This is a genomic window from Listeria sp. SHR_NRA_18 (genome assembly GCF_003856515.1).
Taxonomy (GTDB): domain Bacteria; phylum Bacillota; class Bacilli; order Lactobacillales; family Listeriaceae; genus Listeria_A; species Listeria_A newyorkensis.
The window spans coordinates 173,839-199,366 of record NZ_QPKR01000006.1 but is presented as its reverse complement, the minus strand read 5'-3'; the positions used below and the strand labels follow the sequence as shown (position 1 = coordinate 199,366).

At 40.8% G+C, this 25,528-nt stretch carries 22 protein-coding genes; 16 read left to right on the top strand and 6 right to left on the bottom strand.

The features are described 5' to 3' along the window. Nucleotides 1-48: 48 nt before the first annotated feature. Together DUK53_RS10870 and DUK53_RS10865 are read right to left on the bottom strand one after the other, a co-directional pair. Complete coding sequence (locus DUK53_RS10870; RefSeq protein WP_036090165.1) at nt 49-792, bottom strand: SDR family oxidoreductase; 744 nt, start codon at nt 790-792, stop codon at nt 49-51. A gap of 29 nt (nt 793-821) precedes the next feature. Next, complete coding sequence (locus DUK53_RS10865) at nt 822-1,382, bottom strand: DapH/DapD/GlmU-related protein (RefSeq protein WP_036090162.1); 561 nt, start codon at nt 1,380-1,382, stop codon at nt 822-824. Between the two features lie 107 nt (nt 1,383-1,489). Between DUK53_RS10865 and DUK53_RS10860 the strand changes: the two genes are divergently transcribed. Together DUK53_RS10860 and rpsN are read left to right on the top strand one after the other, a co-directional pair. Continuing rightward, nucleotides 1,490-2,356, top strand: coding sequence for a LysR family transcriptional regulator (locus DUK53_RS10860; protein WP_036090159.1), 867 nt, complete (start codon nt 1,490-1,492; stop codon nt 2,354-2,356). Nucleotides 2,357-2,454: 98 nt separating this feature from the next. Further along, nucleotides 2,455-2,724: a 30S ribosomal protein S14 gene (rpsN, locus tag DUK53_RS10855; RefSeq protein ID WP_036090156.1), complete on the top strand. Its 270-nt coding sequence runs from the start codon at nt 2,455-2,457 to the stop codon at nt 2,722-2,724. Nucleotides 2,725-2,764: 40 nt separating this feature from the next. Here rpsN and dhaM read toward each other — a convergent pair whose 3' ends face one another. From dhaM to dhaK, 3 genes are read right to left on the bottom strand one after another with little or no spacing between them, the layout of a single operon-like run. Then, nucleotides 2,765-3,139, bottom strand: coding sequence for a dihydroxyacetone kinase phosphoryl donor subunit DhaM (gene dhaM / locus DUK53_RS10850; RefSeq protein WP_036090153.1), 375 nt, complete (start codon nt 3,137-3,139; stop codon nt 2,765-2,767). Beyond that, nucleotides 3,140-3,739, bottom strand: a complete 600-nt coding sequence (gene dhaL, locus DUK53_RS10845) for a dihydroxyacetone kinase subunit DhaL (protein ID WP_036090150.1) — start codon at nt 3,737-3,739, stop codon at nt 3,140-3,142. Nucleotides 3,740-3,750: 11 nt separating this feature from the next. Further along, nucleotides 3,751-4,743 (bottom strand): dihydroxyacetone kinase subunit DhaK, encoded by a 993-nt coding sequence (gene dhaK, locus DUK53_RS10840; protein ID WP_036131983.1) that lies wholly within the window; start codon nt 4,741-4,743, stop codon nt 3,751-3,753. A gap of 107 nt (nt 4,744-4,850) precedes the next feature. On the opposite strand from dhaK, the gene DUK53_RS10835 reads away from it, so the two are divergent. From DUK53_RS10835 to DUK53_RS10820, 4 genes are all read left to right on the top strand, one after another. Beyond that, nucleotides 4,851-6,215 carry an aminotransferase class I/II-fold pyridoxal phosphate-dependent enzyme gene (locus DUK53_RS10835; RefSeq protein ID WP_036131981.1) on the top strand — a complete coding sequence of 455 codons (1,365 nt, stop codon included), beginning with the start codon at nt 4,851-4,853 and terminating at the stop codon, nt 6,213-6,215. 199 nt (nt 6,216-6,414) lie between these two features. Then, the gene (locus tag DUK53_RS10830; RefSeq protein WP_036131979.1) at nt 6,415-10,749 is read left to right on the top strand and encodes an LPXTG cell wall anchor domain-containing protein; all 4,335 of its coding nucleotides are present in this window, start codon (nt 6,415-6,417) and stop codon (nt 10,747-10,749) included. A 131-nt stretch (nt 10,750-10,880) separates the two neighbouring features. Then, nucleotides 10,881-11,507, top strand: a complete 627-nt coding sequence (tmk, locus tag DUK53_RS10825; RefSeq protein WP_036131978.1) for a dTMP kinase — start codon at nt 10,881-10,883, stop codon at nt 11,505-11,507. Between the two features lie 112 nt (nt 11,508-11,619). Then, entirely contained in the window at nt 11,620-11,949 is a 330-nt protein-coding gene (locus DUK53_RS10820) for a cyclic-di-AMP receptor (protein ID WP_036074151.1), read from the top strand. A 61-nt stretch (nt 11,950-12,010) separates the two neighbouring features. Here the strand turns inward: DUK53_RS10820 and DUK53_RS10815 are convergent, their stop codons facing one another. Next, nucleotides 12,011-13,474, bottom strand: a complete 1,464-nt coding sequence (locus tag DUK53_RS10815; protein ID WP_036090136.1) for an AcpB/EbpR/MafR family transcriptional regulator — start codon at nt 13,472-13,474, stop codon at nt 12,011-12,013. Between the two features lie 467 nt (nt 13,475-13,941). Here DUK53_RS10815 and DUK53_RS10810 point away from each other — a divergent pair, with 467 nt between their 5' ends. From DUK53_RS10810 to DUK53_RS10765, 10 genes are all read left to right on the top strand, one after another. After that, nucleotides 13,942-14,604 (top strand): Crp/Fnr family transcriptional regulator, encoded by a 663-nt coding sequence (locus DUK53_RS10810; RefSeq protein WP_036090133.1) that lies wholly within the window; start codon nt 13,942-13,944, stop codon nt 14,602-14,604. 136 nt (nt 14,605-14,740) lie between these two features. Further along, nucleotides 14,741-17,491, top strand: coding sequence for a toxin Cry1Ac domain D-VI-related protein (locus DUK53_RS10805; protein WP_036131976.1), 2,751 nt, complete (start codon nt 14,741-14,743; stop codon nt 17,489-17,491). Between the two features lie 81 nt (nt 17,492-17,572). Then, nucleotides 17,573-18,049, top strand: a complete 477-nt coding sequence (locus DUK53_RS10800; RefSeq protein ID WP_036090127.1) for a DUF4352 domain-containing protein — start codon at nt 17,573-17,575, stop codon at nt 18,047-18,049. Continuing rightward, nucleotides 18,050-18,766, top strand: coding sequence for a YveK family protein (locus DUK53_RS10795; RefSeq protein WP_036090124.1), 717 nt, complete (start codon nt 18,050-18,052; stop codon nt 18,764-18,766). Then, nucleotides 18,735-19,403, top strand: a complete 669-nt coding sequence (locus tag DUK53_RS10790; RefSeq protein ID WP_036090121.1) for a CpsD/CapB family tyrosine-protein kinase — start codon at nt 18,735-18,737, stop codon at nt 19,401-19,403. Before DUK53_RS10795 ends, DUK53_RS10790 begins: the two co-directional genes overlap by 32 nt. A gap of 22 nt (nt 19,404-19,425) precedes the next feature. Beyond that, complete coding sequence (locus tag DUK53_RS10785; RefSeq protein ID WP_052164920.1) at nt 19,426-20,517, top strand: UDP-N-acetylglucosamine 4,6-dehydratase family protein; 1,092 nt, start codon at nt 19,426-19,428, stop codon at nt 20,515-20,517. A 2-nt stretch (nt 20,518-20,519) separates the two neighbouring features. Then, nucleotides 20,520-21,857: a nucleotide sugar dehydrogenase gene (locus DUK53_RS10780; RefSeq protein ID WP_201740728.1), complete on the top strand. Its 1,338-nt coding sequence runs from the start codon at nt 20,520-20,522 to the stop codon at nt 21,855-21,857. A gap of 92 nt (nt 21,858-21,949) precedes the next feature. Continuing rightward, nucleotides 21,950-23,134 (top strand): lipopolysaccharide biosynthesis protein, encoded by a 1,185-nt coding sequence (locus DUK53_RS10775; protein ID WP_161564238.1) that lies wholly within the window; start codon nt 21,950-21,952, stop codon nt 23,132-23,134. Further along, nucleotides 23,115-24,440 carry a hypothetical protein gene (locus DUK53_RS10770; protein WP_036131970.1) on the top strand — a complete coding sequence of 442 codons (1,326 nt, stop codon included), beginning with the start codon at nt 23,115-23,117 and terminating at the stop codon, nt 24,438-24,440. The genes DUK53_RS10775 and DUK53_RS10770 overlap by 20 nt, the downstream gene beginning before the upstream one ends. After that, nucleotides 24,397-25,527: a glycosyltransferase gene (locus tag DUK53_RS10765; protein ID WP_036131968.1), complete on the top strand. Its 1,131-nt coding sequence runs from the start codon at nt 24,397-24,399 to the stop codon at nt 25,525-25,527. Before DUK53_RS10770 ends, DUK53_RS10765 begins: the two co-directional genes overlap by 44 nt. Nucleotide 25,528 lies beyond the last annotated feature (1 nt).

Genomic DNA, 25,528 nt, shown 5'->3' with positions numbered 1-25,528 from the left:
GTAGGCAGGGCTGTAAGTGCTAGTTACAGTCCTGCCTATTTTTACATACTAAGATTGAGTGGTTGGCCATATGGTAAATTCATTGATATTGACATCGTCAGGTTGTTCTATTGCAAAAGCAACGACGCTTGCAACTCGATCTGGCGTAATACCAAATTTTTTATACTCTTGTGTCATGGTTGTTAAAGTCCGTGTATCTGATATAGTCTCTAATAATTCGGTATTGATTGCGGCTGGATATAGCGTTGCTGTACGAATGTTTGTGCCTTCCTGAGCAGATTCCATTCGCAAAACTTCCATCAAATTACGAACTGCCCATTTTGTTGCTCCATAGACAGCGCCACCTGGATAGCTTTTTAGACCGGCAACAGATGAAGTCGTGATAATGTGTCCGGATTTTTGTGAAATGAAGGTTGGAAGTACTGCTGCGATACCGTTTAGCACACCGTTGATATTCACTTCAACTAACTGCCTCCATTCCGTTACTTGCATTGCTGAAAGAGGTGAATTTGGCATAATTCCTGCATTTAAGAAGATAGCATCTATTTTACCGAAATGTTTTTTCGCAAGTTGAACGAGTCTTTCATTATCTTCTTGTTTTACAACATCGGTCACCAGATACATCGCTTCACCACCAGCGTTTACTATGGATTCGACAATCTTCTGTAGCTTATCCTCTCGACGCGCGCCCAACACCACTTTGGCACCTTTTTTAGCTAACAAGCGTGCTGTTGCTTCCCCAATACCGCTAGAAGCTCCTGTAATTACTACAACTTTCCCTATGATACTCATAAAACTCCTCCTTGCGTCTATTTGTAAAATCAGTGAATCTTTTTTGTGATTTTTGCAGGTGCTCCAACGACAATGACATTATCTGGGACGTCTTTGGTGACGATAGATCCTGCTGCAATAATGGAATTCTCACCAATTGTGACCCCTGGTAATACAGTGGCCGCTGCTCCAATCCAAGCATTTTTTTTTATATGAATAGGCTTCGTAGAGAGTCCTCTGCGATTTGAGGGTTCTATTAAATGATTTACTGTAATAAGATTTACTCGAGGCCCAATTAAAACATAATCATCTAAAGTAATTCCACCTAAGTCAACAAACATCGCATTCCGATTAATGAAAACGTGTTTTCCGAGCGTTATATGCTTTCCAAAATCTGTATGAAAAGGCAACATTACATTGACTGTATTGTCTATATTTTCCCCTATAATTGCTGATAAAATCTGATTTGTCTCTTGTTTGGAGTGGAATTTAGTGTTTAAGTCAACTAATCTCTCGTCATTTTCTGCTTGTAAGCGGTGAATCTCGTCAAAAACTGGATCTGATATTTTGATTTCTTTACCATTGATTTGCTCTCTTAGTGTAACCGCCAAATTTATCCCTCCTAGATACTTGTTATTCTTAGTTTAGGATAGTATTATATATATGTCTAATACTTATAAAATATAACCAAGTATAATTAATTATTATAGGAGGAATTATGGAATTTCGAGTACTGAAATATTTTTTAGCAGTAGCCAGAGAAAAAAACATCAGCAAAGCAGCTGTGAGCCTACATCTTTCTCAACCAACTTTGTCCAAGCAGTTAAAGGAATTGGAAGAAGAATTAGGAGTGACGCTTTTTGAGCGAGGAAACCGTGAAATTCGACTAACGGAAGAAGGTCTATTTTTGCTAGACAAGGGAAATGAGATATTGAGCTTAGTAGAGAAGACGACAATGAATTTAAGGAAAGACAAATTGGTCACTGGAGAAATCTATATCGGGGGTGGAGAGACAAGAGCCATGTCACTAATCGCTAAATGGACTAAAAGAATATTAAATAACTCCCCAGAGATAAAAATTTATTTATACAGTGGAAATGCAGATGATATAATGGCGAAATTAGATAGTGGTTTGCTGGATTTTGGCATAGTTGTAAATCCAACAAATAAGCAAAAATATAAATCTATTAGTCTGCCACAAAAAGATAAATGGGGGCTGTTAGTCAGAAGTGATCATTTATTAGCGCAAAATGAGGCTATTACACCAAATGATTTAAGAGTTGTGCCATTGCTAATATCTCAACAAAGTTTGGTAAGTGATCAGATTTCTGAATGGTTTGGAAATAATCTAGACCAACTGCATATTGTGGGTAGCTATAATTTGTTATACAATGCTTCACTAATGGTTGAGGAGGGAGTGGGATGTGCTCTATGCATTGATGGTATAATCAATCCAGCAAATTCGAAGCTAGTTTTTGTTCCCCTTAAGCCAGAATTGAGCGCCTCATTAAGTGTTATTTGGAAAAAGAATCAGACGATGTCCATTGCAGCGACTAAGTTTTTAGAACAATTAGAAACGGAGTAGTTAAGATTTTGTATTACTAAAAACTTGCTTTATTGAGAGAGTGAGAGTATACTTTATAAATCGTAATGATTACTATTTAAAAGGAAGGAGGAAAGAAAATGGCTAAGAAATCAAAAATTGCAAAAGCCGCAAAGCAGCGTCAATTAATCGCACAATATGCAGTGTTAAGGCATGAATTGAAAGCGAGTGGCGACATGGAAGCATTGAGGAAACTGCCGAAAGATTCCAATCCGATTCGCTATAAAAATCGTGATTTAGTGGATGGTAGACCACGAGCATATATGCGCAAATTCGCGATGTCTCGCATTACCTTTCGTGAACTCGCGCATAAAGGACAAATTCCTGGCGTGAAAAAAGCCAGTTGGTGAACGAAAAGAGCCTCGCGTGATTGTTACGCGAGGCATTTTTTCATTTCACAATAATCGTCTCTAAGTTTTTATTAATCACATCGATATTTTCGTCCATTTGAAGCTGGGCAGCAGTGACATAAGCGCCTTCTAAAATCGGAACATCGAACAAGAGAATGTCTTTATCCGAGATCTCCATAATCGTTTCGATGTTCATTTTTGCGCTGCCAAGATCATAGAAAGCGTAGAGATAATCGGCTTCATTGGTCTCAAAAGCTGTACTTACTTTCTCAAAACTCGTGCCGATTTCGCCGTCATCCGTTCCGCCAGCGTGTGTAATCGCAACGTCACGCGCGACTTCCTGAATGATTTGATGAATGCCATACGCGACATCTGGGGAATGGGAGATAATCACAATACCGTATTTTTTTGTCATCTATTTCAGCTCCTCTTGTGCGAGTAAGGCCTGGAAAAGTAGGGCAGAAGAGTAGGCGCCTGGGTCGAGATGGCCGATGGAACGATCGCCGAGATAAGCGGCACGGCCTTTCGTAGCTTTTAAATCTTTCGTTTTTTGGAGGGCGGCCTCGATGACATCGCCAGTCAATTCGTCTTGGCGCAAGGCGTGGATAACCGGTTCCCACACATCGATCATCGTTTTTTCGCCAGCATGCGACTTGCCGCGGTGTTCGATTCCGGCGAGCCCAGCTTCTAGTGCTTCAATGAATTCGGCCTCGGTCAACGTTTCAGATTCCGTCGCCTTACTCATCGCGAGAAAAGCACTGCCGTATAGCGGGCCAGACGCGCCACCAACCTTGCTAAGTATCGTCATGCCAGCCGTTTTGAACGCATCTTTCACGCTCGTTGGCTCTTTCTCCGCCAGCGTTTTTTGCAGTTCTGTGAGGCCACGCGCCATGTTAATCCCGTGGTCACCATCGCCAATCGCTTGGTCCAAATCGCTAAGCAACTGCTTGTTTTGAATGACACGATCGCTAAAATCCGTCAGCCATCCAATCGCCCATTTTACATTATAAGTCATCGCAATCCCTCCTATTTCCACGCGCTAGTCACGACAGGGTAGTTCACCAAATCGAGCCATTTTTCATCCGTTAATTTCAAAATTGTCAAGGAGACGCCGTCCATATCAAGCGATGTCATAAAGTCACCAACGAGCGTTTTTGCAACAGGAATCCCGTGTGCCTCGATGATTTTATGCACATCGTTGGCGAAAATATACTGCTCCATGAGTGGCGTCGCGCCCATGCCGTTTACGAGAACAACGATTTTGTCATCTGCGCCGAGAATCAGTTCCGCGTTAATCCGAGCAAAAAGCAAATTCGCGAGCTCATGCGACGTCATCACTTTTTCGCGACTAGATCCGGGCTCACCATGAATCCCAACGCCGACTTCAATCTCGTCTTCTGGAAGCTCGAAACCACGATGTCCCACCTCAGGCACCGTCCCCGCTGACAAGGCTGCGCCAATCGATTTGACGGAAGCCACGACTTTTTCACCGAGGGCTTGGAGTTCTTCGAGTGAAGCACCAGCCTCCGCGGCCGCGCCCACAATTTTATGGACAAATACCGTCCCTGCAACGCCGCGTCGACCAGTCGTAAACGAGCTATCTTCCACCGCGATATCATCATTGACGAGGACAGACGCCACGCTAATCCCTTCTGCCTCCGCGAGTTCCGCCGCCATTTCAAAATTCATCACGTCACCCGTATAATTTTTCACGATGAGAAGCACGCCTTTTCCTTGATCCGCGACTTTGATTCCTTCCAAAATTTGATCTGGAGTAGGCGATGTGAAAACGTCTCCACAAACCGCTGCGCTAAGCATCCCTTTACCAACATAACCAGCATGAGCAGGCTCGTGACCAGAACCGCCACCGCTGACCAGCCCGACTTTTAAAGGACGTTTGTCGTTACGAGCAATGACACGCGTTCCTTCCACACGATGCACGAGATCACCATGCGTTTTGACGAGGCCTTCCACCATCTGTTCCACGGCTTGATCCACTTCATTTAGAATCTTTTTCATGTTTATTGTCTCCTCCTAGCTTTTAGTTCCTACTATGTAAATTTCCCTGATGGTGGGAGATTAAACGTTTATGATACAATAGATGAGATAAGATTGGAGGGTTTTAGATGCAAAACAAGATGCCGATTGTGGAGGCTTTAAAAAATCACGAGGGGGCAACATCCCTACACGTACCAGGACATAAAAATGGGCTATTATTTCCCGGGAAATATCGCGAAGTTTTGCATCATGATCTCACAGAACTTTCAGGACTAGACGATTTGCATCACCCAGAAGGTGCGATACTTGAGGCGCAGCAACTGCTTGCCGAATGCTACAATGCAGATCGCAGTTACATGCTGGTGAACGGCTCAACCGTCGGGAATTTGGCGATGATTCTGGGGACTTGCAAGCGTGGAGATACGGTCATAGTGTCGCGGGATTGCCATAAATCAGTGATGCATGCATTAGATTTGGCGGGTGTCCACGCGATTTATTTGGCGACGCGAAAAGAACCGCAGACAGGGACGGCGAACGGTGTCGAAGCCTCACTATTACGCGAAGCCTTACAGATGGAGCCGATTCGCGCCGTCATATTCACCTATCCAAGCTACTACGGTTTCGGCTTTGACTTAGCATCTTGCATCACGACCTGCCGAGAATTTGGCGCACTCGTACTCGTCGATGAGGCGCACGGTGCTCATTTTCAGGCGAATGCGTCGATTTTTCCAGTCTCAGCCATCGAGCTCGGCGCTGATGTTGTCGTCCAGTCCGCGCATAAAACCCTACCAGCGCTGACGATGGGATCCTATTTACATATACCAAAATGGTGCGACGAATTAGTCGAGATTCCACGCTATCTGCAAATGTTGCAATCAAGCAGCCCGTCCTATCTGATCATGGCATCTCTAGATTACGCGCGGCATTACGTGGCAACTTACAACAAACAAGACACGGAAGCATTCCAAAAAATGCGCGCAGATTGGCTAATTTGGCTGCACCAAAATAATCTCACCGTTATCACACCCGACGACCCACTAAAACTTATCGTTCGCAAAGACGGGTTATCAGGTTTCGACCTTCAAGCAATATTCGAGCAAGCAGGCTACTATCCAGAACTCGCGGATACTACTAATGTTTTACTTACACTGCCCTTAATTAAAGACAGTATGGAATTCCCACCACCAATAACGTGGCTAAAGTGGGAAGGTGTTGAATTTGGAATGTCAAACCCGCAAAATCCAATTACAATCCCAACAACTATTCGAATCCAGGCTTCCGATACATCTCGCCCAACCTATTTTGAAAAATTGGAGCATACAATCGGCAAAACAGCAGCAGAAATGGTTATCCCATACCCACCTGGAATCCCACTCGTTTTAATCGGCGAGACTATAACAGCGGCGCATATTGATTTGCTGATAAACCTAAAACAGTATCATTACCAAGGTGGCGAAAAACTCCACGAAGATAGACTTAAAATTTTTATATAGACAAAGGAGTTCTCATTTGATTAAGTTACATAATCAAAGAGAACTTTTTTTGAAGTTCACAAAATGTTCACATGAAACCCCTCCAAAACCCAAAACCAAGCCCTTCACGCAACCTCTTTTATCCCTTATAGTGAATTCAAGGATCCTATTTCCAGAGTGAAATAGCCTAAAGAATTCAAAGAAAAGAGGAAACAATAACATGAATAAAGTCGCAGTCCCGGTCATCATTTTTTGCCTTGGGATGAGCTCATTAGTACCGTCCAACCAAGCCTTAGCAATCGAAAATACGAGTACCACTATTGGAACTACAGCAGTTACTAGTGGCAAACTTATCGATAGCCCTTACTCCATCAAAGTACCAACACAAAAAGATCCACTACTCTACATTCCAAATCAATATTCTTTTTTTCCGAGATTTACATCGGATACAAAGATATCCTACGTAGTTAGTGGTACAGCAAGAACACTACCAGCAAGCGATGTTGTTTTTCAACCGAACACAATCACGCCAGGAGCAGAAGACACTTATTTGGAAGCCTCAAAAGTTGGTATTTACAACTCGAGATGGGTCGATCTTCGTCTTATCCCATTGGAACTAACATCACCAATCACAGTAGGTCATGCAGCGAGCACTTTCCTAAGATTCACGAATACAGGCACAACCTCAGATCCTATCGTAAAAATTCAATACCTAGACCACGAAACGAAACAGCCTGTTGATGTATCTGGTTTTTTCACTTATACGGATATTGATAACGCAGAGAGCCTGAAAATTTTTAAAGAAAGCAATATGCAAAATATTTACGTTATGGAAAAAAGTACTTTGTTATACAGCGATGACGGAACATCTACTTCTATAACGTCTGGTGGTGTTGCAAGCGATGAATTTGTCAAAGAAAGTTGGGGTTCCTTTATATATGGACCAACTGACCATCTTATTATGGCACCGCGAGCAGCTGGAACGTCTGTCATTGGTTACATCGGTAAATCTCTCGTACCCATCGATTTTCCAAAACCGCAGTTCATAGCAGATGAAGCTACATCAAATGTGGAAGATAATCAAGTAGAATACACGACAATCCAAGAAGTACCATATCGCGACACAGATGATATTGAGAGTAAGCTAGTTATGAAAACATCACTCGAAGACATTCTGGACATTCAAGATGTTAAAATCACAGATATCTCAGGCAAGGACGCATCATCGTTATTCACCATGGCTATCGATAAAAACACGAATACGGTGACAGCAACAGCTACTTCGACGGCGCTGAAAAACGCAAATCTATACTCTAATAGCTACATGTTAAAAGTAACCGCTAATCTAAAAGCAGGCGCCGACTACGATTCCTATTTAAAAAATAAACACTTAGAAATCCCAGCAGTATCAGCAACCGAGTTAGCAGCAAAAACACTAACAAGCGATAGTGCGATTGCCAAAATTCGAATTTTCGATGCACCCGTTTTAACCGCAAGTAACCTTCACGCAACAGCGGGTTCTATATCGGCAGACATCGATTGGATGAGCACTGTGTCCGCGATAGATGAAGTCGATGGTGATGTTTCAGACAAGGTTACCGTCGACTACAGCGCAGTAAATTTCAAAAAAGAAGGCGACTATCCGGTCACATACACAATCACAAACAGTAAAAACAAAACCGCAACGAAAACCGTTACAATGACTATCACAGCTGACGATCCAGTCATCGAGGCAACAGACCTTGATATCATCGCAGGCACAGACGAAAACGCAGTCTCATGGTACACAGGCGCTAGCGCAACAGACAAGGTAGATGGCGATTTAAGTAGCCAACTTGTCGCGGATTATAGCCAAGTTAATTTTAACAAAGAAGGCAACTATCCGGTTATTTACAGCGTCAAAAATAGTAATAATAAAGCCTTGACGAAAACCGTGACAGCGCGCGTAACAGCGAATCTGCCAGTCATCACAGCACAAGACATCAACATCATCGCAGGAACCGCAGCGACAGACGTTCCGTGGTACCAAAACACATCCGCGACAGACAAAGTAGACGGAGATATCAGCGCGAATTTGACAGTTGATTACAGCAAGGTGAACTTCAAAAAAGAAGGTCAATACCCAGTCACCTATACAGTGGAAAACAGCAATAACAAGACAACAATGAAAACAATTCAAGTAACCGTAAGCGCTTATTTACCAGTACTTCAAGCCACAGACCTACAACTCCTAGCTGGAACAAAAGCAGAAGACGTAGCGTGGTATCAAGACGTGACGGCAACGGACAAAGCGGACGGCGATCTAAGCACCGAAGTAACCGCCGATTACAGCGCCGTTAATTTCAAAAAAGAGGGCACATACCCAGTCGTGTACACCGTGACCAACAGCAATAACAAAACAACGGCAGTCACAGTTACCGTCACAATCACCGCAGATGCTCCGGCCTTGGGCGCCGCCAATCTAGACACATTAGCAGGCACAAAATCAAGCGATATCCTATGGTTCCAAGGCGTTTTTGCAACCGATAAAGCAGACGGCGATATTAGCAAAGACGTAAAAGTGGATTACAGCCAAGTCAATTTTAACAAAGAAGGCAGTTATCCAGTCGTGTACAGCGTAACAAACAGCAACAACAAAACAACAAGCAAAACAGTCAACATGAACGTTACCGCTGAGAATCCAGTCCTCCAAGCAACAAATCTAGCGACAATCGCCGGAACGAACCCCAATGAAATCTCGTGGTTCCAAAATGTTTCCGCAACCGATCGCGCGGATGGTGATATTAGCACGGACATCAAGGTAGATTACAGCGCAGTAAATTTCAAAAAAGAAGGCAACTACCCAGTCGTTTACACAATCACAAACAGCAATAACAAAACGACAACAAAAACAATCAACATCACGGTTACCGCTGAAAAACCCGCTCTGCAAGCTAGCAACATAGACATTCTCGCAGGAACAAAAGCCGCAGACATCCCGTGGTTCCAAAGTGTAACAGCTCTCGATCGCGCAGACGGCGATATCAGCAAAGACGTAACGGTCGACTTTTCAAAAGTTCAATTTAAAAAAGAGGGCAATTACCCAGTTATTTACACCGTTACGAACAGCAATGGAAAAACCTCGACTAGCACTGTAAACCTGCAAGTCACAGCTAAAGAGCCCGTTTTAACAGCAACGGATCTCGACATTATCGCAGGAACTGATGCGCAAGATATCGCGTGGTATCAAGGCGTTTCCGCAGAAGATTTGGCGGACGGAGACATCAGCACCGACATTACCGTGAATTACGACGAAGTGAATTTCAAAAAAGAAGGCAATTATCCAGCGGCGTACAGCGTGACCAACAGCAATGGCAAAACAACAACCACGACAATCAACGTGCACGTAACCGCTGAGAATCCAGTCCTTCACGCCAGCGACCTAGCAATCATCGCCGGCACAAAAGAACAAGACATTGCCTGGTTCCATAACGTTACCGCTGAAGACAAAGCAGACGGAAACATCAACGACCAAATCCAAATCGACTACAGTAGCGTGGATTTGAACAAAGAAGGCAATTACCCAGTCACATACACGGTCACAAACAGCAACAATAAAATAACAACGCAAACCGTGAACATCCAAGTAACCGCCGAAAATCCAGTCATCGAAGCGAGTAACATCAGTGTTTTAGCAGGGTCAACGAGTGAAGAATACCCATGGTTCCAAAATGTTACAGCAACTGATAAAGTAGACGGTGATATTTCGCAACACGTATCCGTCGATTACAGCCAAGTAGATTTCAACAAAGAAGGCAACTATCCAGTCAGTTATACCGTGACAAACAGCAACGACAAAGAAACAACCATCACAATCAACCTACAAGTCACTGCTGAAAATCCAGTCATCACGGCCGTAAACAAATCTATTTTAGCTGGTACAAAATCAGAAGAAATCAGCTGGTTCGATGACGTTTTTGCGACGGATAAAGTAGATGGTGATTTGAGTTCAGATGTGACGGTTGATTATGCGAACGTAGACTTCAACAAAGAAGGCACCTATCCAGTCCACTACACCGTGACCAATAGCAACGGCAAAACAACTGTAGAAACCGTCCAAATCGAAGTCACAGCCGAAATGGCAATTTTAAAAGCATCGAATCTAACCGTGATGCAAGGTGCGAGCGAAGATAGCGTTGCATGGCTAGAAAACGTAACCGCAGAAGATACTGTTGACGGTGATATCATCGATCAAGTCACCTACGACGCTAGCCAAGCAGACCTAACAAAAGCAGGCAATTACCCAGTCGTCTACAGCGTAACAAATAGCAATAACAAAACAACAACCACGACGGTAAACCTACAAGTCATCGCACCACAATTAGCACCAGCGCAACCGGCACCAGAACAGCCAACACCAACACAACCCGAAGTAAAACAACCAGAACCAAAACAACCAATCATCAAAAAAGTACTACCAAAAACAGGCGACACATCTGCGCTTCTGTATGTACTTCTTGGTTCAGCTTTCATCCTATTCGGCACATTACTACAAAGACGACGCAAACAAGACTAGGCGCTAAATAATTAGAGGTAAGGAATCAGCAATTTCGATTTCTTACCTCTATTTTCATATAAATATAAGCGTTTTGCGCCAGTTCATGGTATGCTTAGAACTAATAAAACGAATAAGGATGGTAACAAAAAATGAACGGTATTTTTATCACGTTAGAAGGTCCAGATGGATCAGGAAAAACAACGGTCAGCACGCGTTTAGCAGAGCGTTTAGAAGCAGCAGGAATCCAATTTATCAAAACGCGAGAACCCGGAGGTAGCAAGATTTCCGATGTTGTACGGGAAATTTTCCTGAATGATCTCGATAGCAGAATGGATGCCAAAACCGAAGCCTTGTTGATTGCTGGTGCGAGACGCCAACACGTCGTGGAACTTATCCGCCCAGCCCTCGCTGAAGGAAAATTAGTCCTGTGCGACCGCTTCATCGATAGTTCGCTTGCCTATCAAGGCGTTGGACGCGATATTGGGATCGACGAAGTTTTGAAAATCAATCAATTCGCCGTGGAGACGACCATGCCAGATGTGACATATTATTTAGACGTTCCTGCAGACGTTGGGTTGGCGCGAATCGCTGCAAACAAAGGCCGTGAAGTCAACCGCCTCGACATGGAAGATGTGACATTCCACAACAAAGTACAAACAGGCTATGAAACCGTGCGCGACATGTTCCCAGAACGGATTGAGATCATTGATGCCACAAGAACCATCGACGAAATCGTCACAGATATTTTTGAGAGAATCCGAGCAAGACTAGGCTAACATCACTTGTTACATAGCGAGATGAGCTCCGCCCGCCACGAGGTTTTATTAGTAAAGCTTTCGCCAAATTTCTGATATAATAAAGAAAAACATTGTAAGGGGATGGAAAATGATGAAACTTATTTTTGCGATTGTTCAAGATCAGGACAGCAACCGCCTATCCGACGCGTTAACGGATGCCAATTTCCGTGCCACTAAATTAGCATCAACAGGTGGCTTTCTAAAAGCAGGAAACACGACTTTTATTATTGGTGTGGAAGACAAGCAAGTCGATACCGCGCTTGAAATTATTAAAAATAACTGTAAAGCTCGCGAACAAATCATGAGCCCGGCAGCATCACTCGGCGTAACGGTAGACACCTATGTACCATACCCGATTGAAGTCCAAGTTGGTGGCGCGACAGTGTTTGTAATGCCAGTTGATCAGTTTCAGCAGTTTTAAGCTTAAAAAGCCCTAGATATGAGCCGTTAAAAGGTTCCTATCTAGGGCTTTTTTCTATGTCTCAAGTAGATTGCATCGCCAAAATCAGATGATAAATATTATCCCAATCTTTTGTTGTAGGATGCCGAGACGTGTTGTATGTTTGGCAATCGAAATCTTCCGATGTTTCTTTATAATTCTTCACAATTAAATCCACACCAAGACTGTTAGCAAATTCATTCGTAATATGTTTATTATAGCTAAATGTCACCTCTGTATTCCCACCCATAAAATTCTCCACAAACATGTGTAAGTAGTTCAAGTAAGCCGTTTTCCCATCAAATGAGAACAAGATATGCGGCATACTATTAACATCTTTATTCTTAGCATACAAAGTAAACATAGTTAAATTTACACACACATCTTCGGCATACTTAATTTTTTTGAAATCAGTTATTTCACTAGCAGAGATCGCATCCATCCATTTTTTAAACATCGGATAATGCATCGTCTTCACAAACTGATTCACCTCAAAAAAATTCTTTTGAAATAGAGGCGTCAGCTGCGTTAACAATAAGATATTCCTAATATAAAAAATAAAAATATAAAGCGTCGCATCACTTGGCCTTGGAAGATTTTCTTTGGTAAAAAAATCATTTACAAAAAGATTTAAATCTTGTGTTAAAAATGGATATAAACGCTCTTCAATTGGTCCTGCAACACCTTCTCTATACATATAATTATCTAAAATTAACATATCTAAAAAAATAATTTCATCAACTGGGATAGCCGATGTAGATGCAGCAGTCAATATTTCGTGAGCAAGTTTATCGATATATACATAGGTTAAGGAATGTTTTTGCTTTACTTTGACTTCATCAGGAATTTTAATATAATGCCCTTGCTCTATGCGCTTGTTTACAATCATAGTCCAGTAAAGAATGCTTCGATGTTGAAGAGATACACTAATATCCGTATTTTGTATAAAAAAATCATAATTAGCTTGGAAAATATCAAACAACTCTTGTCCGGGGCGATACTTTGGCGAAATATCGTTCGTACTATAGAAGAAATAGAAGTAAAAATAACGAATGTCTACTTCCTCACCTTCAATTTTAACTGGAGTAAGAGAAAGTTTCAGATTAAAGTCTTTTAGAATATTTTTAAGACTAGATAGGTATCGATATAAAGCAGATGAAGACAAAAATAAATCATCAGCCCACTCATCTATTGTTAGATAAATTTCTTCATATATACTTTGAACAATAACGAATAGTGGCGACTGTTCAGATATATCGAGTAGAAGATCATCAATTAATGCTGTATTCTCGATCTCGTAACCAACCGCTTTATGCTGAACAACAAATTCTTTATCGATATTTCCTATTTCAGCTATATCTCGTTCTAGTGTACGAACAGACACATCAAATTCTGTGGCTATTTCTTCCAATGAGATAGGGTACGGTGCTTCCAGGATTCTTTCAAGCAAATGGATTTGACGGCGTATTTTCTTATCGGCGATAATGCTCAGGCTGAAATTATTCATCAATAGCTCACTCCAATTATCATATTGTGGTGTCGGAAAAATCGACAAAATAAAATAGCGATCCAATAAATATTTCTATATAATTTAAGTATACCTAAAAGGATAGGTGGCGAACAAATAAAAAGTAAGATATTTAATAAAAGTCGAAGAAAAGTCATAATATGTACCTATAGGTGTTCAAATAGAGAATTATGAGCTTGTTAAAAGATGCGATAATAAACTTAGGAGGTTAAGCACTGAGTTTTGAAGGACTTATATCCACAGTGTTTTTATATTTGGTCGAAGATACCGTCAAAGTAAAATAGCGAACCATAAAATAAATATGTAATATATAAGTATAGCCAAATGGAAAAAGTGAAGCATTTAATGAAATTCGGAAAAAAGTCATAATATACACGCATAGATGTTCAAATAGAGAATTATGAGCTTGTTAAAAGATGCGATAATGATTCAGGGAGGTGAAGCACTTGAGTTTGAAGGATCTGTATTCACAGGATACCATAAAACGAGAATTTAATTCTAAGCGATTATATTCTCTATTAACAAATGATGATTTTTTTGAAATAAAGCAACAGACGCTGATGTTTAGTAAAAATGACAAAATACAGTTGCGTGATTATGGGAAATACTATGTATATTATATTTTGGAAGGGATAACTTGCATCAGCATAGAAGAACAAATTATTGACTTTAGAGGAACTGGTGAATTTGTGGGATTAGTGGATAGTACTTCTACCTATGGGAATGAATTTTATTTAAAGCCATTGATGGATGTAACGATTCAACGCTTCGAAAAAAGTGAAGTAATGGCTAAAATTATGAGTATACAAGATGGTTATTTGTACCATTATAACTGCATGCTAGACTGCTATGATAACTATACAAATAGAATTATGCTAAATGAAGAGACAGACGAGCGGCGTACGCTAACAACATTGACATACATTGGAGAAAATTTTGGTGTAAACAACGAAAATGTGCTTGTTATCCCTAGGGTTTTTACTAGAAAATTAATGGCTACGTATCTAGGTATTAGTAGAACTAAGCTGAGTGATATATTAGCAAAACTGAGGCGTGCAGGAGTAATATCAGTTGATAGAAGCAGGCAAATATTCGTCTATCAGCAATGAATTTATTGTTAACAGACGGATAATTAAAATCGGAATATTTTGTTTAATATACAATTTGAGGGGGCGATGAAAATGTAGTCTCAACTAGAACTTACTAATAAGCCAAGGATTTAAAAAATAGGAGGAAATAATAAAAATGAAAAATGTATTAAGAAAACCAATTGCAATAGCATTAACGACACTTGTATTAACAGGACAAACAGGAATTTCATCTATTGCCACATTCGCAGCGGAGGAAGCTAATACTAATGGAACTCAAGAAATTCAGGGGCGTGCAGGAGTAACGGTCAACGTTGGAACTGCAACAGAGCTTAGGAATGCAATGCTGAATGCTGATGTTACCGATATTTATATAACAGCGGATATTACGTTACCTGTAGCAAGTATTCAAGGGAAAGGTAGTAAACATATTTATGGACAAGGTCACACAGTAGATTTTGCAAATGGAAATATTTATGGGGATTATAACAGTGTCAATACAGCACAAGACTTAACAATCCGCAACGCAGGAACGTATGGTGGCTTCTTTGGTGGAACAGGCTACAGCGAAAACACATATAAAGATGTTCATTTCACAGGTGCCACACAAATCATGTTCAATGCAGGATATGCCAAATTAACGTTGGAAGGCGATATTACTGTAGATAGCACTGTATCTGAGGCGATTTATGCTTCTAATGTAACGGTTAAATCAGGAGCAGATGTTAAAATTTCTAGTACCAAATCTGCTATTTATATCGAGCAGAATAAGATTGGTAATCCTGCGTCAGCCTTTACAACAGAGGCAGGTTCAAACTTACTAGTTCAAAGTAAGACAGGACATGCATTCTTTAGTACAAGATACGCCGTTGCAGCAGTCACACTTGGAGGTGTAGCAAACTTTATCTCAGATGCAGCATATGCTTACTATGATGAAGCTGCTTACTACAGTCAAGCAACGAGTAAAGCATTAGATTTACTTCCAGAAAGCGAGACTTTAATCTTAGCTAAACCAGGTAATAGCAATACGGCATTTTATGGTGACTTAAACATTCGTGATAATGCAGATATAACAATTCAAGCACACTCAATAACACAAGCGGCGGCTATTTTTTCCAATAAAGGATTAGTTGCAGCACCAGGCGCTAATTTCCGAATTGTCTCTGCTTCTGGAAATGCTATAGGCGGAAAAGTTGCAAGTAAAGTTGTATTGCAACCAACAATTGGATTATCAACTTGGAATTTAACAACACAATCTGGTTCAAAGCCAACAAACGAATACCAATTCTCTAAAGCAGAGTTTTCACTAGCGGGTTTTGCACCAGCAGCGATTAGTGTAACGAATTTAACTTCTGACAGTGCAGCGTTTAATAATAGCTTTAACCCTAATACAGTAAGAGAAATTGCTTATGGCTCATATTCTACTCTAGCTGATAAGGAAAAAGAACTTCTAGCCGCAGCAGAAGCAAGCGTGAAAGATCTATTCAACAATGGTGATGTAGAAGGAACAATCAAAGATACAACAGATCAAGCAACAATCGACAAGGCCCAAGAATCGATTAACAAAGTAACAGACCCAGCGAAAAAAGCAGACTTACAAAAAAATCTAGATGAAGCACAAAAACAACTAAATGATCGCAATAATGCAGCAGCAGAAAAAGTACGCCAAGAAGCAGCAGAAGCAAACGTGAAAGATCTATTCAACGATGGTAACGTAGACGGAACAATCAAAGACACAACAAACCAAGAAGCGATCGACAAAGCACAAGAAGCAGTCAACAAAGTAACAGACCCAACGAAAAAAGCAGAACTACAAAAAGACCTAGATGAAGCGAAAAAACAACTAGAAGCTAAAAACGAAGCGTCAGCGGCAGAAAAAGCACGCCAAGAAGCAGCAGAAGCAAGTGTGAAAGATCTATTCAACAATGGTAACGTAGACGGAACAATCAAAGACACAACAAACCAAGAAGCAATCGACAAAGCACAAGAAGCAATCAACAAAGTAACAGACCCAATGAAAAAAGCAGAACTACAAAAAGATCTAGATGAAGCGAAAAAACAACTAGAAGCGAAAAATGCTGTTATAGTACGACCTACAGTAAATTCTGTTACCAATAAAGACACAGCAGTTACTGGTAATGGTACGCCAGGATATACAGTAGTAGTTAAAATTGGAACAGAAACGTATACAGGTGTAGTTGGCACAGATGGCAAATACTCTGTCAACATTCCAGCACAAAAAGCAGATACAACCATCATAGTTGAACAAAAGAACGCTGGAAAAACGGGACCATCTGTTACCGTGAAAGTAGGAAACTACATTCCTGCAACAGCCCCGATTGTAGATGGAGTAGCACCATTCCAACAAGCGATTACAGGTAAAGCGCCAGCGGGTACAGTATCTGTACGTCTAATAGTAAATGGTGTACCACAACGTTTAGTAGCACCAGATGCTGATGGTAACTTCTCATTCTATAGTCGATTTGTTACTGATGGTAACGTATCGAATTTACGCCTGAAACAAGGTGATATTGTAACAGTCGATTACGGGATTAGAACACCAGCTAATTTAGCTACATCTGTAACTGTTAGTCAAGCCGCTAAACCAATTATTGACACAATCAAAGCAGAGTCCGATTATGTCACTGGCTTAGTACCAACAGGAACGCAAGTATTACGCTTATCCATCAATGGCGTACCACAACGTACTGTAACACCACAAGCAAATATTGATACAGTTACAGCTGGTGGTATCGGTTCTAATGGTAGATTCAAAATTTACAGCCGTTTCTTCACAGATGAAAAAGGCCAATCTCGTAAATTGAAAGCTGGCGATACAGTCACAGTCGATCTTGGGGCGCAAATTCCAGGAGACACCGGAACAACAGTAACAGTTGTCGCTAAATAATTAGATTTTTGAACTCTTAACTGGCAGACGCCAGTTAAGGGTTTCCCTTTCATAAATACTGACATGGAGGTTACAAACAGAATGAGAAAAGCAACGATTATTGCCATTTTTACCGTTATAACTTTCACACTGAGTGCTTGCATAAATACGGTAACCGACTCAAAAGATAACACACCGAAGTCTGAAAAAACAGTTGGAAAACGAAGTATGACACAAAAAGTGGATGGCGTCACAATTGCAATCATAGAAACCGCCAAACTGGAGAAAGCAAAGAAAACAGATGATACCATTATTAAAATACACTTTAAAGGAAAAAATAACAGCGCTGACCCACAACCTTTAGATTCTATGTTACTAACCATCAAAAATAGCGATGGAAAGGTACTTGAAATGTATCCATCAACAAGTTTAGGCAAAACATTGGCACCAGGTGAAGAAGCAGAAGGCGATGCATTCTTTGTCCTAAAAGGCGTCGCACCACTAACGGTTATTTACCAAAACCCCGATACAAAATCAAAAGCAACATGGGCGATAAAAAAGATTAAGGATGCGAGTTAAATGGAAAGAACTCTGGATATCCATCATATCGGCCACTTCTTAAGGAAATATTGGTACATCGTTGCCGTTACTTGCTTGGCAGGTATGATAGCGATGACCCTTTATACCTCTTACTTTATTACACCGACGTACCAAGTGTCTACAGATGTTCTCGTAAATCAACAAAAAGAAGAACAAGTGACAGCCTCCGATGTACAATCAAATCAGCAGTTTGTTAATACGTATTCTGTTGTCCTAACCAGCAATCGTATTTTGGATCAAGTGAAATATAACTTAGAATTACCACAATCAGTCAAGCAACTAAAACAACAAATTACCGTTGAAAATGTAAACAATTCACAAGTCATTACGATTAAAGTAACCGATGATGATCCCGAAGAGGCAGCACTCATCGCTAATGAAGTGACGACTGTATTTCAAAAAGATATTAAGAATATCGTAGATCAACAAAACGTGACCATCCTATCAGATGCGAAAGCCGAGGACAACAAGACACCGGTCGCTCCAAACAAAAAGTCAGCCCTAGCAATAGGTGCATTCGCAGGTTTAGTGATGGGAATCTTATTATCCTTCTTACTCCAACTTCTCAATACAACCATCAAATCTGAAAAGGACATCGAAGCAATAACAGATATTCCAATTATGGGTTCGATTCAAAATGAACGGAAGAAGAAGGTGAAGCAACGTGCAAAAAGAGCGCTCAAAGCTACTGATTAAGCATCAAAGAGGTTCCAAAATCGCCGAACAATTTCGGATGATTCGAACGAACATTGAATTCATTAGTAAAAAAAGGTCATTAAAAACAATCATGGTGACATCTACAAAACCCCAAGAAGGCAAGTCCACCATCATTGCGAATCTAGCAGATGTCATGGGTCGACAAGATTTAAAAGTATTGATTATTGATGCAGATTTACGATTACCATCCCAACACTATATTTTAGGTGCGGACAATTCGGTAGGGTTAACCGACGTGTTAGAAGAAAGGGTCTCCCTCGAAGCTGTTATTCAAAACACGAGACTAGTAAATGTTGATATCATTCCGGCAGGTCAAAGTCCACATAACCCATCTGAACTCCTTTCTAAACCAGCGTTAGCAAAAGTATTCGAGACTGTCAAAAAACAGTATGACTATATTTTAGTAGACGCACCACCAGTCATCGTTGCCGATACAACGATTGTAGCACAAGAAATCGATGGCATCATTATGATTGCCGAAGAGAATAAAACACCAAAACAAAAATTTCATAAAGCATTAACTATATTAAAAAGTACACATACACCAATTTTAGGAATCATTTTGAATAAAACAAAGCAAGATAGGAGTAACAAGTATTACTATTATAATAAATAAGTTGGAAAAGGAGACTTTTTACTTGAAGAAACAAACGAGCGTACCACAGAGTGATGTTTTTGCCGAGGCACTTTTACAACGCAGGATAAGAACTACATTTTCCGAAGATATTCATACACAAATACATCTGAAAAAAGTGCTTATCACAGGTGCTGGTGGGTCCATTGGATCAGAAATTTGTCGGCAAGTTTATGCGTTACATCCAGCTGAAATAATTTTAGTTGGTCATGGTGAAAACAGCATTTACATGATTCAACATGAGCTGATGAACCTGACTAATCAAGCAATCAAAATTACAGCTGAAATCCAAGAAATTCAAGACAAAAAAGGAATTCGTCGATTGATGGAAAAAATCCAACCAGATTTCGTATTCCATGCAGCGGCGCACAAACACGTTCCGCTTATGCAAAACAATCCACATTCCGCAGTTGCAAACAATATTATCGGTACTAAAAATGTTGCCGAAGTTGCCGGTGAAGTTGGCGTCGAAACCTTCGTCCTTGTTTCTACGGATAAAGCTGTTGAACCACAAAATGTCATGGGGGCAAGCAAGCGGATTGCAGAAATGATTGTCGCCCATTTAAACCATAAATATGAAACTAATTATACGACTGTCCGATTCGGTAATGTACTTGCAAGTCGTGGCAGTGTTGTCCCGCTGTTCTTGAAACAAATTGACCAAGGTGGGCCGCTCACATTAACCGATTCTGAGATGACACGTTACTTCATGACGATTGAAGAGGCAGCAAGTCTGGTTGTAAAAGCAGGAACGATGACAACCGGTGGCGATATTTTTGTTCTCAACATGGGAGATGCCGTTAAAATCAAAGATATTGCCAAGCGACTAATCACGATGTCTGGAAAACAAAATATAGCGATTCAATATACAGGAATTCGCGACGGTGAAAAGCTTCATGAAGGCTTGCTTGAAGTCGATGAACGCATTCAGATGGAAGAAACGGAAGAAATGTTTATCGGTAAAGCCATTGTAGCCCCAGAATGCCAGATTGATTATCTACTCATAAATTATGAAATGCTGTCAAAAGAAGCATTGACAGTAGAACTTTTAAAAATAACCAATCGAAATGAAGTTCAGATTCCAATGGAGGTCTAATTATGTATTATGAAACAATGCAAGAAAAAATAAATACGAAAAATGGTACGGTCGGGGTCATTGGACTTGGTTACGTCGGGTTACCCTTGGCAATTGAATTTGCTGAAGCGGGATATAATGTCATCGGTTTTGATATCCATGCGGGCAAGGTAAATCAGCTTATGCAAGGCGATTCCTATATTATCGACATCACAAATCAAAAACTGGCAACTGTTGTTCAAAGCGCTCATTTTACGCCAACGACTGATTTTTCAAAGTTAAGTGAGGTGGACGCGGTTTGTATCTGTGTTCCAACACCGCTTACGAAGTCGCAAGAACCGGACATGTCCTACATTATTGCAGCAGTTACTGAAATTAAACGATATATGAAACCAGGGATGCTGATTACGCTGGAAAGCACGACGTATCCAGGCACGACAGAGGAACTTATCCAAGCAGAAATTGAAGCACTGGGCTATCGCGTTGGGGAAGACTTTTTCCTTTGCTTCTCACCAGAACGCGTCGATCCAGGGAACAAAACATTCCAAACGAAAAACACGCCGAAAGTGCTTGGTGGGACGACGCCAAATTGTTGTCAGCTAGGTGAGGCGCTGTATTCGAAAGTGATTGATCATGTGTATCTCGTGAGTTCGACGAAGGTCGCGGAAATGACCAAGTTACTTGAAAATACGTTTCGCAGTATTAACATCGCGTTTATTAATGAGATGGCGATGTTATGCGAAGCGCTGGACATGAATATTTGGGAAGTCGTGGACGCCGCGGCAACGAAACCATTTGGCTTTATGAAATTTACGCCAGGCCCTGGCATCGGTGGACATTGTATCCCACTAGATCCGATGTACCTTTCCTGGAAGGCAAAAGGAGCTAACTTTTTCAGTCGGTTTATCGAATTGGCGCAAGAGACGAATAAAAAAATGCCGGAGCAAGTGATTCATAAAGTGAGTCAGGCGTTGAACTCGGATTATAAATCGATGCGTGGTTCGAAGGTGTTGGTGTTAGGGATGGCGTATAAGCCGGATATTGATGATGTTCGGGAATCGCCGGCGCTAGAAGTATACGAGTTGTTGCATAAAAATGGGGCGGATGTTGCGTATTATGATCCACATGTGAGCTCTTTCCGAAATGAAGAAGGAACGCCGGTTTATAGCGAAGAGGAAGCACGTTATGGCGAGTATGATGCGGTTGTTATTTTGACCAATCACAGTGTTTTCCATACCGAAGAAATTATCACGAATGCGAATCTCATTGTGGATACGCGAAATATGTTTCAAGGGGAAAATAGCGAGAAAGTCTTTCGTATCGGTTCTGGGTTGCCAGAGCGTACTGCGATGATGCAATAAGAATGTTCCAGTCTTCCTTTTTGAAAAATTTGACAAAAGTATTTTCTGGGAATGTCGTGGCTCAACTTATCTTAGTTGGGGTATCGCCTATTTTGACACGGATTTTTACACCAGCAGATTTTGGGATATTCGGGACGTATACAAGTTTGTTAGGAATATTCTTAGTGATTTCCGCATTTGCGTATGAGAAGGCAATTCCAATGGAGAAAGATAGGGATAATGTCCGTCATATTGTGTTGTTAAGCATTGGGATTTCGCTTGTCTGGTTTTTGAGCGGTTTGATTTTATACGTAGTAACTGGGTGGTCAGTGTTTAGGTGGATGGATGTATCGGTTTCGTACGCTGTGCCAATTTTATTTGGGCTTGGTGTATTTGCAGCCAGTATACAGCAAACTTTGAGCTATTGGGCGATCCGAAATAATCAGTATGGACCAATTTCTGTCGCAAAAATATCGCAGAGTGGTGTGAATGGTGTAGCACAAATCAGCTTGGCAGGTGCGATAACAAAGACGGGAGTTGGACTGATCACTGGTGATTTATTAGGACGTATGGCGGGCTCGATGAACTTATTTGTTCGATTTGTGAAAGAAGAAGGACTTTCGTGGCAACGAGGTAAGTGGTTATTGTTAATCAAAAAGTACCGCAATTTCCCGCTTTTAGGAACGCCCTCTCTGTTGCTAAATAATATAGCGATACAGTTACCAACGTTATTATTTGTTGTTTTATTTGGAGTTGCAGCGAGTGGACAATTTTCATTAACGCAAAGGATGGTAGGAATTCCAATCGCGACGATTACAACGGCGGTCGGACAAGTGTTTTACGGCAAAGCGAGTGAGCTACAACGAGAGAACACAGAGCGACTGAAAAAATTGTATTGGAAATTAACAAGCCGACTGTTTCTTATTTTTCTTCTGCCGATGGGTTTGTTTGCCATGGTGTCTCCTATGCTTTTTACGTGGTTATTTGGGGCAAGTTGGGAGATGGCGGGTGTGTATGCACAAATACTGACGCCGATGTTTTTTGTCCAATTGGTTGTCCTACCTGTGTCACAAATATTGTATGTTACCGGAAATCAAGGGTTGCAATTATTATGGGATAGTTCGCGATTCCTATTATTACTCGCTGGATTTTTCTTGATTTATCATTTTCAATGGGGTATGACTGTCGCGGTTCTTTTTTTCAGTATCACGATGACGGTGAGTTATACTCTGCTAGTTTTACTTGGTAACTGGGGGATGAAGCGAAAGGATACGATATATGCAGATCAAATGGAATAAAATTTTATTGATTATAGGTATAGCGCTTTACGTATATGGCTTGAAATTAGCTTATACAGATTTTATCTCCCCAGCCTTTTCCTATTTTGGATTTATTAATCTTCATCCAAGTACGTTGGAGCAGTTTGTGTCGATTGTATTCGTGTTTATTCCGATTTTATGGTCGAATACACATGCTTATCGGCCTTCACGTATAGTCTACTGGATTCTGTATATGATGGTCTACATCCCGGCAATGATTGTTCCAGATTATGTGAGAATAGGCAACTTCGACGAGATTATCACACTAAAATATGTTTTGTTGTTCTGTATGGCATTGCTTTATATGACAGGGTATTTCAAGTTAATCCCTGTCTACTATACAAAAATGAAGGCAAAGGTAATGATGTTATTGATTGCTTTATTCTCGCTTTCTTTATGGGGAATTATCGTTCAGACATTTGGAATTTATTTCAATTTCTCACAAGTAGATGATGTGTATGATTTGCGGGAAGCATATCGTGACCAAGTGAACCGGGTATCGGGATATGCGATGAATTGGCAGTCAAAAATTGTGAATGCGCTACTCTTAGCACTTGGTTTTGTGAATAAAAACAAGCTACTTATTTTTATAGGTGTGTTTGGGCAACTCTTCATTTTCTCTATCACTGGACAAAAAAGTGTCGCCTTATCCAGTGTGTTTATTCTCGTCATCATCTTCTGTTTGCGAAAGAGTGGTCGTAATTTTGTCTTGCATTTTGTGTATGGGATTACAGCTCTGGTATTTCTGACAATGGGACTGGACCTCATGATGAATAGCTCAGAGTACACCTCCTTATTTATTCGTCGGATGTTAATCACACCTGGACTTTTGCTTAGCTATTACTTCGATTTCTTTTCTGTGAATCCGCAAGTGCATCTGTCGCACAGTGTTTTGGGACCATTTTTTAATTACCCGTATGATAAATTGCCACCGTTTTTGATTGGTGAGCATTATTTCGAACGTGTTGGCTTGGCGGCGAATGCGAATCTATGGGCAGACGGTTTTGCAAACTTTGGATATGCGGGGATTATTGGCTTTACTGTATTGCTCGTCGGTATTTTGTATGTATACGATAGTATCTCGGCGAATCGGAACTTTGTTGTGAGTGCGGCGCTGATTGCAATGCCAGCTTGGAGCTTAGTCGATACGTCCTTGATTACAAGTTTACTAACTCATGGTATAGTCATTGCTTTTATCATCAACTATTTCTTGAAATCAGAGAGGAAGGTAGATCCATTATATGAAACAAATCATCGTGTTAAGCTCGGTTCATCCTTGGAATGACTCGCGAATTTATTATAAAGAAGTGTTGACCTTGATTAATGCTGGGTATCTGGTGGATTATTACGCGGTTGGGGGAAGGGACGATACACTGCCTGATTTACCTCATTTGACAGTAACGTTACTGCCGAGAAGGAGTTTGGCAAATCGGTTCTTAACTTGGCGATATTTTTTGCAGGAAGTGAAGCGGAAACAGCCAGATGCTATACATTTACATGACCCAGAGTTGTTATTTTTAGTGCCACATATACAAAAAGTATCGCGAGCAAAACTTGTTTTTGATATGCATGAGGATTTTCCATCTGCACTGAAAAGTAAGCGAATAAAAGGGGTTCCAGTACCAAAATGGTGTATTAAAAGTATTGCTAAATATGAAAAAAAACGATTAGCACAGGTTGATACAATATTGTTTGCGGAAGAATATTATAAAGAGCACTATCTGGATATTACAACGTATAAGGAAGACGTTCTGAACTATCCATTTTTGAAGGAAGAACTAGATTCTAGCAGTAAATTTGATGTAACAACGCTGGTTTATGCAGGAGCTATACATGAAATTCGTGGTTTTAAAGAGATGTTGGAAGTTTCCAGCATGTTGAAAGAACGAGGCCATGTTTTTCAAATGCTGATTATTGGCCGAGTTCCAGAACGACTGCGTGAATGGAGCGCGGAGTATTTGAAAAAACATGAGCTAGGAAACTATGTAAGATTAAAAGGACGGCTGGATTTAGACACGCTTAACCAATATTACGAAAAGTCGGATATTGGACTTGCTCTGCTACACTCAGAACCAAATTACTTGAAATCATTGCCAACGAAGCTTTTTGAATATATGTCGTTTGGATTACCGTATGTAGCCTCTGATTTCCCACTTTGGCGGAAGCTAATGATGGATAGTGGAAGCGGGATTCCAGCGGATGTCAAGGATATATCAGAAGTTGTGGATGCTATTGAGATTCTTTTGAACAAATCCCAAATCTACGTTAATTATATGGAAAATGGTCGGAATGTGCATGTTTCTCGATTTAATTGGCAACATGAGGAAAAAAAATTATTGCAAGCTTATGAATTACTTTTCGAAAGGATATGAC